Source organism: Novosphingobium sp., from assembly GCF_037133355.1.
GTDB lineage: Bacteria > Pseudomonadota > Alphaproteobacteria > Sphingomonadales > Sphingomonadaceae > Novosphingobium.
Genome location: NZ_JBAXOI010000003.1, coordinates 25,322 through 39,391, shown reverse-complemented (window position 1 = coordinate 39,391; position 14,070 = coordinate 25,322). Strand labels below are relative to the sequence as shown.

At 65.7% G+C, this 14,070-nt stretch carries 10 protein-coding genes; 2 read left to right on the top strand and 8 right to left on the bottom strand.

Features of this window, described 5'->3' with window-relative positions; translation table 11 throughout:
* Nucleotides 1–46: 46 nt before the first annotated feature.
* Nucleotides 47–1,939 (top strand): hypothetical protein, encoded by a 1,893-nt coding sequence (locus WCL10_RS04360; protein WP_336894406.1) that lies wholly within the window; start codon nucleotides 47–49, stop codon nucleotides 1,937–1,939.
* On the opposite strand, the gene WCL10_RS04355 is transcribed toward WCL10_RS04360, so the two are convergent.
* From WCL10_RS04355 to ribB, 8 genes are all read right to left on the bottom strand, one after another.
* Nucleotides 1,908–2,813 (bottom strand): hypothetical protein, encoded by a 906-nt coding sequence (locus tag WCL10_RS04355; RefSeq protein WP_336894405.1) that lies wholly within the window; start codon nucleotides 2,811–2,813, stop codon nucleotides 1,908–1,910. The two genes, WCL10_RS04360 and WCL10_RS04355, sit on opposite strands and share 32 nt — an antisense overlap.
* 24 nt (nucleotides 2,814–2,837) lie before the next feature.
* Entirely contained in the window at nucleotides 2,838–3,887 is a 1,050-nt protein-coding gene (locus tag WCL10_RS04350; protein ID WP_336894404.1) for a LacI family DNA-binding transcriptional regulator, read from the bottom strand.
* Nucleotides 3,888–4,652, bottom strand: coding sequence for a hydroxyacylglutathione hydrolase (gloB, locus tag WCL10_RS04345; RefSeq protein ID WP_336894403.1), 765 nt, complete (start codon nucleotides 4,650–4,652; stop codon nucleotides 3,888–3,890).
* Between the two features lie 7 nt (nucleotides 4,653–4,659).
* Entirely contained in the window at nucleotides 4,660–5,058 is a 399-nt protein-coding gene (locus WCL10_RS04340) for a GFA family protein (protein WP_336894402.1), read from the bottom strand.
* Nucleotides 5,059–5,178: 120 nt separating this feature from the next.
* Nucleotides 5,179–6,885 carry a 30S ribosomal protein S1 gene (gene rpsA, locus WCL10_RS04335; protein WP_336894401.1) on the bottom strand — a complete coding sequence of 569 codons (1,707 nt, stop codon included), beginning with the start codon at nucleotides 6,883–6,885 and terminating at the stop codon, nucleotides 5,179–5,181.
* A gap of 232 nt (nucleotides 6,886–7,117) precedes the next feature.
* Nucleotides 7,118–8,866 carry a methyl-accepting chemotaxis protein gene (locus WCL10_RS04330; protein ID WP_336894400.1) on the bottom strand — a complete coding sequence of 583 codons (1,749 nt, stop codon included), beginning with the start codon at nucleotides 8,864–8,866 and terminating at the stop codon, nucleotides 7,118–7,120.
* Nucleotides 8,867–9,069: 203 nt separating this feature from the next.
* The gene (ribH, locus tag WCL10_RS04325; protein ID WP_336894399.1) at nucleotides 9,070–9,489 is read right to left on the bottom strand and encodes a 6,7-dimethyl-8-ribityllumazine synthase; all 420 of its coding nucleotides are present in this window, start codon (nucleotides 9,487–9,489) and stop codon (nucleotides 9,070–9,072) included.
* Between the two features lie 6 nt (nucleotides 9,490–9,495).
* Nucleotides 9,496–10,764, bottom strand: a complete 1,269-nt coding sequence (gene ribB / locus WCL10_RS04320; protein ID WP_336894398.1) for a 3,4-dihydroxy-2-butanone-4-phosphate synthase — start codon at nucleotides 10,762–10,764, stop codon at nucleotides 9,496–9,498.
* Nucleotides 10,765–11,024: 260 nt separating this feature from the next.
* Here ribB and WCL10_RS04315 point away from each other — a divergent pair, with 260 nt between their 5' ends.
* The gene (locus WCL10_RS04315) at nucleotides 11,025–13,970 is read left to right on the top strand and encodes a TonB-dependent receptor (RefSeq protein ID WP_336894397.1); all 2,946 of its coding nucleotides are present in this window, start codon (nucleotides 11,025–11,027) and stop codon (nucleotides 13,968–13,970) included.
* Nucleotides 13,971–14,070 lie beyond the last annotated feature (100 nt).

The following is a 14,070-nucleotide window of genomic DNA, read 5'->3' as shown; positions in this document are numbered from 1 at the left end:
GCATGGTTAACTCTCTCCTAAGGGTTTTGCCCTAGGTCCCGGTGCCATGATCAGGTTCGGGACCGGATGCGCGGGCGCGACCCGCGGGTATGTTCGCCACGTTTCGGCGGTGCTGCTTGCCTTGCTCATGCTGTGCCTTGGCGCGGGCCGCGCTGAAGCCGCAAGCTGCTTCTACGCCACCTCGCAAGGCTCGACCGGGCCTGCCAACTGGCAGAGCTACTGCTGGCTCGATTTTACCGGCTACAACGACACTGCGGCGCGTTCCGGCGCGGGGCAGGCGATGTCGTACACGCTGCCCGACGGCACCGTGATGACTTTCACGCTCAAGATCAGCGGCGCGGCAATCACGGGCGCAGCGACGCCGTCTTGGACCGGCGCGGCGATCGGCAACACCGCATTTCTCGGTGTCGGTGGACGCCCGGTGCTCTACCAGACAGCGGCGGGGACGACGACGGCCTCGATCACCAATATCGTGCTCACCCCGCCCGCCGGTGTTTCCCAGATCACCAGCTACATGTTCGTGGCGGCGGATGGCGAATCCTCCAACGATGGCGAATCGCTCGCTTTCACGACCAACGGCGGCAACTGGGTCGCGCTCGATACCGCGGGGCCGATCAGCGGCTCGACCTATCCGACAAGCACCGGGCTCGGGACGCAGACGTTCAGCGTTACCGGCGTTCCGAACACGGTTGGCGCCAACATCGTCGGTTCGAGCACCCCGACATCACTGAACACCACGATTGTCGGCGGTGGCCTTCAGGGCGTGATGTTCGCTGTGCGCTTCGCTTCGATCCGGCTCAACTTGCAGCTGACCGGAGCGCGGGCGTCTTCTTCCGACCAGTTCACCTTCAACATCAATGCAACCTCGGGCGGCGCCACGCTGGCGAGCGGAACCTCCAGCGGCACGGGCAACGGCCCGTTCACCGCTGCATCCCTCACCACCGCCTCGGCCCTGCCGTTGACGCTCACGCAGTCGATGGCGGCGGGCAGCGTGAACCCGCTGACCGACTACCAGTCGAGCCTCTCCTGCACCAACTCGGTAAGTTCGAGCACGCCGCTGCCGAGCGGAGTGATCAGCACCAACTACAGCTTCGGCGCGCTGCAGTTCGGCGATATCGTCACCTGTGTCTTCACCAACACGGTCTTCCCGCACCTGCAGCTCACCAAGGCGCTGGGTACTGGTGGGCGGCGCTTCACCACCGACCAGTTTGTGATGAACATCAACCAGGGCTCGACCACCGTGGCGACAACGACCACGACCGGTACGGGCACAACGGTGACCAACGGCACGACCCCGCAGGTTATGGTCACGCCGCTCACCGCCTATACTTTCACCGAGGTGGGGTCAGGCACAACAAGCCTGACGCAATACACGTCTGCGATGACCTGCACCAATGCCTTTACCGGCTCGGCCACCACGCTGCCGAGCACAGTGGGCGGCACGGTGACTCCCCGCATGGGCGATGTCATTTCCTGTACGATCACCAACACCCGCCGTGCATCCAATGCGACACTGACTCTGGTCAAGACCTCGAGCGTGCTTTCGGACCCGATCAACGGCAGCACCAATCCCAAGGCGATCCCCGGCGCGATCGTGCAGTACTCCATCCTTGTTTCGAACACCGGACCGACGGCAGTGGACAACAATACGGTGCTGCTGATCGATGCGCTGCCGAGCCAGATGCTGGTGGGAACCGCCGCAACGCCGACCTTCACGCAAGGCAGCCCGACCAGCGCGCTGACCTTTACCGCGAGCACCGACATCAAATATTCAAACGCTGCCTCTGCACCCACGACATATGCCGGCTGCACATATACTCCAACCACCGCCTATGACGCGGCGGTGAAGTTCATCTGCGTCAATCCCAAGGGCACGATGGCAGGTTCGAGCGGCACGCCGCCCAGCTTCACGATCTCGTTCCGCGCCCAGATGCAGTGAGGCGGCGCCGGATTCCGGCGAGGAGGCGCGGGCCCAGCTCCGGGCCCTGGAGGGGGTAGAGGAACGGCTCGATAAGTTCCGCTTCCATCAGGAGCAGATTGCCATCTGGCCCGCGCACAAGATCGATGCGGGTATAGAGCGGGGCGGGGAAGGGGAGGCCGGCCAGCACCGCCTCGGCCGCCGCGAGATCGGCAGGGGCGGGCATGACCGCCGTGTCCCAACCGCCATAGAGCGACTGGACGCGGTAGTCGCCCGGCGCGGGGCGCTTGATCAGGCCGTGGCTGAACGCGCCGTCGATGAAGATCAGCGAATGCTCGCCCTCCGTGACGATGCCGGGGAGGAATGGCTGGACGAGTGCAGGGTGGCCCATGCGCCAGTCTTCGGCAGGGGGCGCGCGCCGCGTGAAATCGAACTGGCCCTCCGCGCCTGCGCCGACGCGGCGCTTCACAACAAGGCGGTCACAGCCAAAGTGATCGAAGGCGGCGAGAATTTCGTCACGGCCCGGATTGTCCAGCAGAAGGGTCGGGATCGTCGCGACGCCGCGCTCGCCAAGTTCCGCGAGGTAGCCCTTGTCGATGTTCCAGCGCACGACCTCGGGCGCGTTGCAAACGGGTACGCCCAGCGCGGCGATGGCTTCGAGTTTGGCGAGGAAGGCTTCGCGGTTGTCCTGATAGTCCCACGGCGTCCCGATGATGGCGAGGTCAAAGCCGGCGAAGGCCTCGAGCGGGGCCAGCCAGTCGATGTCCTCCACGCTTTCGCCGGGGCGAAGCGCTGCGGTCAGCGCGGCCATTTGCTGGTCGTGTTCGAAAGCGTCGCCGCGGCGGTCCGGCGCGCCGGGAAGCGTGGTCGCGCAGGCGAGGAAAGCGATTTTCATGGGAGTCCTTGAAAGCCCGACAGTTCAGGGCCGGGTAGAGCCGCGCACGACCAGACGCACCGGCGCGCGGCGCGGGGTTTCAGGTTCGCCGGCCATCGCGGCAAGCAGCCGGTCGACGAGGAGGGTGCCGGCGATCTCGAAATCGGGCTCGATCGTGGTGAGCGGAGGCGTGGACCAGGCGCCCGCGCGCACCCCGTCGAAGCCGACCACGCCGACATCCTCGGGCACGCGGTATCCGCGCCGTTCCAGTTCCTTGAGCGCGCCCAACGCGATCTCGTCGCTCACCGCGAAGATGCCGTCGAAAGGTTGGCCCGAATCCGCCAGTGCGGCAGCGGCGCGGCGGCCCTGCTCTTCGCGCGGGAGCCCGCGCTCGATCCGCTGAAGCAGCGGCTCGCGCCCTGCGTCTCGCATGGCTGCGGCATAGCCGTCATAGCGCTCCTTGAACTGGCGCTGCGGCGAGGTTTCGGAACCGATGCATACGATGTTGGTATAGCCGCGCACCAGCATGTGCCGCGCCGCGAGCGTTGAGCCGGCTTCGTTGTCGCTGCGCACCCAGGGGAAGGCATCGCTTGGGGCGCCCCAGCATACCCAGCTGGTTTCGGCATCGAGCTCGCTGAAATAGTCCCACGCGGGGGTGTTCTCGCTTGTGCCGATGACGATCATGCCATCGGCCTTGCGGCGCTCCTGATAGTGGCCCCAGAAGTTCTCGGTGCTGTCCTGGAAGGAGACGAGCACTTCGTAGCCGCGTGCCGAGGCGGCGGCGCACGTGCTGCCAAGCAGCGAATAGTAGAACGGGTTGAGGTCCTTGCGGTCTTCGCCCGCGCGGCAGATCATCACGACCGCGAGCGTACCGGTCTTGCCCCGGCGCAGGCGCGCGGCGTTTTCGTTGACCTGATAGTTGAGCCGGGCGGCAGCGGCGACCACACGCTGGCGGGTGGGCTCGCTGATCGAGGTATCGCCCGCGAGCGCGCGGCTGACGGTCGACTGGCTGACACCGGCCTCTTCGGCCACATCGAAGGAGGTGACCCGCGTGATGCGCCGGGCCGCGGCGGGGCTATCGGAGGTGCCTGCCATCTAGCGGAAGCTGTCCTTGGCGCTGCGCAGCGCGGCAAAGGTCTCGATCGCCGTGGCGCCGCCCCAACGGGCCTGCAGCGCGGGATCATCGGCGCGCAGGAAGGGATTGGTGGCAAGCTCGCGGTCCAGCCGGGTGGGCACGGTCCATTCATCGCGGCTGCGCTTGTCCGCGATTTCAGCGGCATAGGCGGCAAGCGCGGCATTGTCGGGATCGGCATGCACGGCGAACCGGGCGTTCGAGGCGGTGTATTCGTGCGCGCAGCAAAGCGTGGTCTCGGGTGGCAGCGCCTTCACGCGCAGGAGGCTGGCCCAGAACTGCTCCGGCGTGCCTTCGAACATGCGGCCGCAGCCGAGCGCGAAGACCGCATCGCCGACGAAGGCGAGCGCGGCATCGGGCAAGTAATAGGCGCAATGGCCCATGGTGTGGCCGCCGACATCGATCACATGGGCCGAGTAGGCGCCGAAGGGGACGGTATCGCCCTGCGCCACGGTGCGGTCGATCCCGGCAATGCGCGGGGCATCCACCGCCGGCGCGATGACCTTGCAGCCCGTGGCGGCCTTGATCGCCTCGTTGCCGCCGGCATGGTCCGGATGCCAGTGGGTGTTCCAGATCTGGGTGATCGTCCAGCCCTTGGCGGCGGCCTCGCTGAGGTAGGCCTGCGCATCGGGCGTATCGATGCACGCGGTCTCCCCGCTCGCACTATCGTGGAGGAGGTAGCCGTAGTTGTCGCTGAGGCAGGTGAACTGGTGAGTCTCTAGGGTCATGCTGTCCTCAGGTGCGGCCTTGTGGAAAATGGGCAATTGCGCCGGGGATGGCAACCCAGTGATGCCGGGTTTCCTCCCATACTGAACGGACGGGCGCTGGGAAGGAGGGATCGGCAAATGCCCCGGCGGGAATGCCGATGGCATCGGGCTTGCCGTCCGAGCGCACCCAGACGGTCGTGCCGCAGCGCGGGCAGAAGCTGGCAGTGAAGGCCTTGCCGCTGGTGCCGGTGCGGGTGAATTCCCGTGCGATGCCATGCAGCGTGACATCGGCTGCCTCGAAATAGGCGATTACGCCGAATGGGCTTCCGGAGCGGCGCTGGCACGCGCGGCAATGGCATGCGACGACCTGCTCGGCCGCAGCGGCGACATCTGCCGTGAGGTCTCCGCACTGGCACTCGGCGCGCATAAATCCTCCCCGTTCAACATCGTGTTTAGCGCGGCGAGGCGGCTAAAGCAAAAGCCCGCCCGGATTTCTCCGGACGGGCCTTTGATCTGTGCCCTCTGGCAGGCAGCGCGGCGGCTAAGCTTACTGCTTGGCCTTGAGCGCCGCGCCGAGGATGTCGCCCAGCGAAGCGCCGGCTTCCGACGAACCGTACTGCTCGACGGCTTCCTTCTCTTCGGCCAGCTGGCGGGCCTTGACCGAGAAGTTGGGCTTCTTCGAACGGTCGAAGCCGATGACCATGGCATCGAGCTTCTGGCCGACCTGGAAGCGGTCCGGACGCTGCTCGTCGCGGTCGCGGCCAAGGTCGGTGCGCTTGATGAAGCCGGTCGCGCCGTCTTCGCCGGCCTGCACTTCGAGGCCGCCATCGCGGACTTCGAGCACGGTGACGGTGACGACTTCGCCGCGGCGGAGCGAGCCCGAGCCAGCTGCCGAAGTGCCGCCGGCTGCCGGAGCACCCTTTTCAAGCTGCTTCATGCCGAGGCTGATGCGCTCCTTCTCGACATCGACGTCGAGCACGATGGCCGAGACCTGCTCGCCCTTGCGATGCAGCGCCAGTGCGTCTTCGCCCGAGATGCCCCAGGCGATGTCCGACATGTGGACCATGCCGTCGACGTCGCCATCGAGGCCGATGAACAGGCCGAACTCGGTTGCGTTCTTGACTTCGCCCTCGACAGTCGAGCCAACCGGGTGCTGTTCCGCGAAAGCTTCCCAGGGGTTCTGCTGCGCCTGCTTGAGGCCGAGGCTGATGCGGCGCTTGTCGCTGTCGACCTCGAGCACCATGACGTCGACTTCCTGGCTGGTCGAGACGATCTTGCCGGGGTGGACGTTCTTCTTGGTCCACGACATTTCGGAGACGTGGACGAGGCCTTCGATGCCCGCTTCCAGTTCCACGAAGGCGCCGTATTCGGTGATGTTGGTGACAACGCCGTGCAGCTTCGCGCCGACCGGGTACTTGGCGGCGACGCCGTCCCACGGATCGCTTTCAAGCTGCTTCATGCCGAGGCTGATGCGCTGCGTGTCCTGGTTGATGCGGATGATCTGGACGCGCACGGTATCGCCGATGGCGATCACTTCCGACGGGTGGTTGACGCGCTTGTAGCTCATGTCCGTCACGTGGAGCAGGCCGTCGATGCCGCCGAGATCCACGAACGCACCGTAGTCGGTGATGTTCTTGACCACGCCGTCGATGATCTGACCTTCCTTGAGGTTCATGATCAGGCCCGAACGCTGCTCGGCGCGGGTTTCTTCGAGCACCGCGCGGCGCGAGACCACGATGTTGCCGCGGCGGCGGTCCATCTTGAGGATCTGGAAGGGCTGCGGCATGTCCATCAGCGGGGTCACGTCGCGGACCGGGCGGATATCGACCTGCGAGCCGGGCAGGAAGGCCACGGCGCCGTCGAGATCGACGGTGAAGCCGCCCTTGACGCGACCGAAGATCACGCCCTCGACGCGCTTGCCTTCGCCGAATTCGGCCTCGAGCTTGTCCCAGGCGGCTTCGCGGCGGGCGCGGTCGCGGCTGAGCATCGCTTCGCCGTCGGCGTTCTCGACGCGGTCGACGAACACTTCGACCTCGTCGCCGACCTTCAGGCCGTGCGGCTGGCCGGGCATGGCGAATTCGCGCAGCGGAACGCGGCCTTCGCTCTTGAGGCCGACGTCGATGACGGCCTTGTCGTTTTCGATGGCGGTGACGGTGCCCTTGACGACTCGGCCTTCAAAGCCGCCATTGGCGGCGCCGCCGAGGGTTTCGTCGAGCATCGCGGCGAAATCGTCGCGCGTGGGATGAGATGCCATTGCTGGTAAGTCCTGTTATCGCTGTTTCCGGCCAGGCGGTTGTCTCCGCCGGTCTTTCACCGAGCTTCCGCACCATGCGGACCCGGGGCAAGGGGCCGAACCATCTGCCGGGCCGAATGCCATGGCAGATATCCGCGAACGAGGAATGCCCCCGCGCGGACTGCGCGCCCCTAGGTCAGGACGGGGGAAAAAGCAAGCCGAACCCGCGCCGGCGCACCGCCGCAGCCAAAGCTCAGGCGGCAAGCGCGGCGCGCGGCGCCGTGCGGCGGCTCCCGGCGCTGCGCGAGGTTCGGAAACGGGCCACGGCTGCGGCGAGATCGCCCGCCTCGTCGGCGAGCGAGCGGGCAGCGGCGGCGGTCTCCTCGACCATCGCGGCATTGCGCTGGGTCATAGCGTCCATGCCCGAAACCGAGGTGCTCACCTGATCGAGGCTGACCGACTGGTCTTGCGCGGCGAGCGCGATCTCGCTCACCAGCCCCGCAAGCCGTTCCACCCTGCCGACCATGGCCCCAAGCGCCTCGCCGGTGCGGCTGACGAGGCTGACCCCGCCCGAAACCTCGCGCGAGCTGGTGGCGATGAGCGTGCGGATCTCGCTTGCCGCATCGGCGCTGCGCTGGGCCAGCGCACGGACTTCGTTGGCGACAACCGCGAAGCCCTTGCCCGCATCGCCTGCGCGTGCTGCCTCGACCCCGGCGTTGAGCGCGAGAAGATTGGTCTGGAAGGCGATCGAATCGATCAGATCGACGATCTGGCCGATTTCCTGCGAGGAACGCTCGATTGCGCCCATTGCCGCCATGGCATCGCCCACCAGCGCGCCGCCGGCCGCCGCATCCTGTGTGGCATGCCCGATCTCCGCCTCGACGGCGCGGGTGCGGGTTGCGGTCGCCGAGACGAGCGTGGCGACATGCTTCATCGCAGCGCTGGATTCCTCGACGCTTGCCGCCTGGCTCTGGTTGCGCGCGGCCAGATCGCCCGAGGCGGCACTGATCTCGGCCGCGCCGCTGCTGACGCTGGCGGCTGTGCCGCCCACTTGCGCCAGCACCGCGTCGAGCCGCTGGGCGGCGGCGTTGTAGGCTTCGCGCAGCGCCTCGTACTCGGCGGGGAAAGGGCCTTCGATGCGGTGGGCCAGATCGCCCTCGGCCAGGCGGCCAAGCGCGCTGCCCATGCCGTCTACGACCTGCGCCTGCCGCTCCGCCGACGCGCGCCGGTCCTTGGCGGCACTGCGGAACACCTCGATCGCGCGGGTCATGTCGCCGATTTCGTCGCCGCGGTGGGCCGTGCGGGCGCCGGCCTCGAGATCGCCTGCTGCCATTGCGGTCATCACGCCCGCAGTCGCGGCCAGCGGATCAAGCACATGCCGGCCGAGCAGCTGCAGCGCGGCAAGGATCAGCGCCACGGTCGCCGCACCGGCAAGGCCCATGACCGCCATGAGTATCCAGACCGTTGCCGTGCCGGTAGCGGAGAGCGCATCGCGCGCAGCGGTGGCGTGACCGGTCAGCGCGAGTATGGCGCTGCGCTCGCGCTCGAACAGCGTCTCCAGCCGCTTGCCGCTTTCCTGGGCGATGGCCCCGTCGCCGCGTTGCAGCGCGGGTAGCAGGGCCTGATCGACCTCGCGCCAGAAGGCGTCGGCTTCACGGGCGACCGAATTGCGCAGTTCGCCCGCCAGCGCAGGATCGACATCATCGGCCGTCCAGCGATCAAGGCTGGTGCGGTATTGCTTTTCGAGTTCGGCCAGCTCTGTGCGACTGCGGCCGAGCCGGGCCGGGTCTTCGATCGCCTGCTTCACCTTGAGCATCGGTTCGACGATGTAGAGCGGCGGAGGAAGGATATCGGCGGTGAAGCCGGTGATCACGTCGAGCCGGTTGTGCAAGGTCCCGCCGACCCGGATGTACTGAACCGCAACTCCGATAAGCAGAAGCGCCGCCGCGACGCCTCCGGCCAGAAGAAGACCCCCGTGGCGGCTCTGGGCGCGGATACTCATGCTCAGGTACTCCTGCATTCCGGCCCGCGAAACAAAGGTTCGGACCGTGAAGAAGGAGTCATACGCCAGGACGCAAAACCAAAGGTTTGCTGCGTGGCGGAGCACTTTTGCCTAGGATTGCGGCGGGGCGATTTTAACCAGTTCGCCCCCGATTTTGTCCACAAGGCAATGTCTGCGAACCGGCAAGGTTTGCCGGCCTGGCTTCAGGCGTATCTGGTCCGCAGCGCGAGGAGAGCGAGCGCCGCCTTGGCCGCCTCGCCGCCCTTGTCCTTTTGCGCAGGATCGGCGCGAACCAGCGCCTGCGCTTCGTTCTCGACGGTGAGGATGCCGTTGCCCACGGCCATGCCGTCCATGGTCAGTGCCATCACGCCGCGCGCGCTTTCGCCCGCCACGATCTCGAAGTGGTAGGTCTCGCCCCGGATCACCACGCCGATCGCGACATAGCCGTCGAACTTGCCGGACTGGTCGGCGAGCACGATCGCACCGGGGATTTCGAGCGCGCCGGGGACTGTGATCACCTCGACATCGTGGCCATCCGCCTCGAGCGCGGCGCGCGCGCCGGCTACGAGCAGGTCGTTGAGGTGATCGTAGAAACGAGCTTCGACGATGAGGAACCGGGCCATGCGCGCTTACTCCGCGGTGATCGGCTGTTCGCCGACAATGTTGAGGCCATAGCCTTCGATGGCGACGATGTTGCGATGCGAATTGGTCAGAAGGATCATGTCGTGGATGCCAAGGTCGGCAAGGATCTGCGCGCCGATGCCATAGCTGCGCAGGTCCATGTCGCCGGTGCGGCCGGAGATCTCCGCCTGAAGCTGCTCGCTGCCGCCGGGCATGAGCAGGACGATCACGCCCGAGCCCGCCTTGCCGATCTCGCTCATCGCACGCTGCAGGCTGCGCTTGCGCGGGCCGGGCTGGCCGAGCACGTCCGAGAGGATCGAGATGCCGTGCATGCGCACCAGCGTGGGCGCATCGGAGCGCACGGCGCCCTTCTGCAGCACGAGGTGGACCACGCCATCGATCTTGTTGCGATAGGTGCGGATCGTCCAGTCGCCGCCGTAGTCCGAATGGAACGGCTGCTGGTCGACGCATTCGACGAGGTGATCGTGGCGACGGCGATATTCGATGAGATCGCGGATCGTACCCATCTTGAGGCCGTGACGACGCGCGAAGGGGACGAGATCGTCCATTCGCGCCATCGTGCCGTCGTCCTTCATGATCTCGCAGATCACGCCCGAGGGATTGAGCCCGGCGAGGCGCGAGATATCGACCGCCGCTTCGGTATGGCCGGCGCGCACGAGCACGCCGCCGTCGCGCGCGATCAGCGGGAAGACGTGGCCGGGGGTGACGATGTCTTCGCGGGTCTTGGATGCATCGATGGCGACCGCGACAGTGCGCGCACGGTCGGCGGCGGAAATGCCGGTGGTCACGCCCTCGCGCGCCTCGACCGAGACGGTGAAGGCGGTTTCGTGGCGCGTGCCGTTGTTGCGGCTCATCAGCTCGAGCCCGAGCTGCTCTGTACGGGTGCGGCTGAGGGTGAGGCAGATGAGACCGCGGCCGTGCGTTGCCATGAAGTTGATCGCGTCGGGCGTTGCCATCTGGGCGGGGATGACGAGATCGCCCTCGTTCTCGCGGTCCTCGTCGTCGACGAGGATGAACATGCGGCCGTTACGCGCCTCGTCGATGATTTCCTCGATGGGGACGAGCGCGGGGGTGTCGTCGCTTTCATCGAGCACGCGTTCGAGCTTGGCGAGCGTGTCGGCGGTGGGGTTCCAGCCGGGGAGCGCAGCATCGCGCAGCGTGTTGGCGTGGAGCCCCGCGGCGCGGGCGAGGCCCGAACGGGACATGCCGCCCTCTACGATGAGGCGGCGGATGCGATCGATCAGTTCACTGGACATACCTCGTTCTCTCACATCACAATGTGATTTGCAAGAGATGGCTTCACATTGTGATGCCGCATTGGCTGGTTTGATTCGGTTTCAGGGGGTGAATCCGTTTCGAACGGTGGCCGGAGAGTTACACCTTGGTGCCACGTGCCGCTACGGAAAGGGCAAAATTTAATTGAGCGGTTGACAACGATGGTGTTCCGTTCTGTTCTAGCGCCAGAAGGTCGACCCTCAAAAATGATGGGCGCCCGCTGAAGAGAGAGGATATTGATATGAGGGGCAAACTTACCCTGCTCGCAGGTGTGTGCGCAGCAGCCGTTGCAACGCCGTCGTTCGCACAGAACGCACAGAGCGCAGATAGCGGCCCGGGTGTTCAGGAAATCATCGTGACCGCGCAGCGCCAGTCGCAGCGCCTCCAGGCAGTGCCGATCGCGATCAGCGCGTTCACCAAGGAAAACCTCGACAAGCAGCAGATCCGCAACCCGCTCGATCTCCAGTTGTCGCTGCCCAACGTCACCTTCACCAAGACGAACTTCACCACCTCCAGCTTCACCATCCGCGGCATCGGTGACCTTTGCACCGGCGTGACCTGCGACAGCGCGACCGCGATCCACATCAACGACGCGCCGCTGTTTGCCACCCGCCTGTTCGAAGGCGAGTTCTACGATCTGGCGCAGGTCGAAGTGCTGCGTGGTCCGCAGGGCACCCTGTTCGGCCGCAACGCGACCTCGGGCGTGGTCAACTTCCGCACCGCCAAGCCCGATCTCAACGGCTTCGGCGCTTCGGGCGATGCCGAATACGGCAACTACAACTCGGTGCGTCTGCGCGGCATGATCAACATTCCGCTCGGCGAGACGCTGGCGGTGCGCGCCGCAGGCTTCTACCTGAAGCGCGACGGCTACACGACCAACCTCTACAACAACTCCAAGATCGATGACCGCGACATCTACGGCTTCCGCGGCTCGCTGACCTGGCAGCCGTCCCCGTCGACCACAGTCGACCTGATGGGCCAGTACTTCCGCGAGAAGGACAGCCGCATGCGCATCCAGAAGCAGTATTGCCAGGAGGATCCGACCGGCATCCTGGGCTGCCTCAACACCACGCGCGGCACCAGCACCACGAACGGCAACGCGTTGCTCGCCAACGTGCTGACCTCGAAGGAATTCTTCGCGATCCGCGGTCTGCCGACCGCCTTCGCGCTGGGCAGCATCTATGGCCCGGGCGTCTACTCCAAGGAAGTGAATCCGGCTGATCCGCGCATCGTCAACACCGACTTCCAGCCCAGCTACTTCACCGAGGAAACCATCCTTCAGGGCACGATCAAGCAGGACATCGGCGAGAAGTTCAGCCTGCGGATCGAAGGCAACTATCAGAACGTCAAGGTCGACTCGCAGCAGGACTACAACAACGCTGTTGCCGACCGTTCGGGCTTTGCGGCCGGCCTCGGCGCGCTCGCTGCGGCGGGTGCGGGTCTGCTCGGGCCCGGCCTCAAGACCTACCTCAACCCGATCGCCAATGCGCTCATCCCGCAGGGCCCGGGCGGTCCGCTCTGCACCTCGCAGGGCGAGGCGACCGGTACCGGTGTGTTCGGTGGCCACAGCGTCTGCGCAGCCACGCCGCTCGACTTCGACCGTTCGGTCCAGAACAACAAGAGCTGGACGGCGGAAGCGGTGCTGACCTCGAAGTTCGACGGTCCGATCAACTTCCTGCTCGGCGGCATCTACGGCAAGTACACGCTGACCGAGAACAGCTACTACGTCAGCTCGTTCGGGCTTGATTACTTCGCCGGCGTGGTGGGCGCGTTCTCGGCACTCGGCGCAGGTGCGCCGCCGGCCTATCTGGCGACCTCGGCCTATCGCAACAACACGCCCGACTACAAGCTGACGACCTACGGCATCTTCGGCGAGGCCTATTGGAAGTTCAACGACAAGCTCAAGCTGACCCTCGGCCTGCGCTACAACAACGACAGCAAGTCGGTGAAGGCGCGCACGACGCTGTTCAACTTCCTCGCGCCGGTGGGCATCGCCAATGCCTATGACTCGCCGTTCCTTGCTGCCAGCTACGACGCTGACTCGGGAATTGCCGGCAACCAACCGTTCCAGATCCGCAACGTGAAGTTCGGCGAATGGACGGGCCGCGCGGTGCTCGACTACCAGATCTCGCCCGATCACCTCCTCTATGCCTCGTACTCGCGCGGCTACAAGTCGGGCGGTATCAACCCGCCGCTCTCGCCGATCTTCGCGGTTCCGGAGAGCTTCACGCCTGAGTTCGTGAACTCCTTTGAAATCGGTTCGAAAAACAGCTTCGGCAACGGCGCGCTGCAGCTGAACCTCACCGGGTTCTATTACCAGTACAAGGGCCTGCAGCTCTCGCGCATCGTCGCTCGTACCTCGGTCAACGATAACGTGAGCGCGAACATCTACGGTGTGGAAGCGGAAGCCATCGTGCGTCCGACCCGCGAGCTGACGATCAACATGAACTTCAGCTACCTCAACACCAAGGTGTCGGAAGACAAGTTCCTGTCCAACCCGCGCGATTTCGGCAACGGCCGCAAGGATGCGGTGATCATCAAGGACATCACCAACACTGCGAACTGCGCCGTCGGCTCGAATTCGGGCAGCGTCGCGGGGGTCAACGCCTTCGTGAACACGGCCAACGCTCTGATCAACGCCGGGCAGATCCCGGGTGTTGTCGGCGGCGCCGGGCTCAAGAACACGACGCCGTTCCCCGCCAATGGCGGCATTGCCTCGACCGGTGCCTACTCGATCTGCGCCGTGCTCACCGCGCTCGCCCCGACGCTGGGCAACGCGCCCGGCATTGGCGGTGTGACGGTCTACTCCTCGGGTATCGCCACCAACATCCGCGGCAACAAGCTGCCCGGCGCGCCGAATGTGAAGTTCTCGACCGGCGTGCAGTACGCTGCTCCGATCGGCAACCTCACGCTGACCCCGCGTTTCGACCTTAACTTCACCGGCAAGACGGATGGCACCATCTTCAACGGTGTGGTCGACAGGATCCCGTCCTTCACGCAGCTGAACGCGCAGCTCCAGCTCGATGGTCCGGACAAGAAGTGGTTCATCCGCGGCTTCGTCCAGAACATCACCAACGATGACTCGGTGACCGGTCTCTACGTTACTGACCAGTCCTCGGGTAACTTCACCAACGTCTTCACGCTTGAACCGCGTCGCTACGGCGTCGCCGCAGGCTTCAAGTTCTGACGATTAGGGGGGAACCGGTCTGGTGCGCCCTTGCGCGCCGGGCCGGTTGAAATGGGGCGCCGGGGGGAAAACTCCGGCGCCTTGCTTTTTGCGCTTCAAG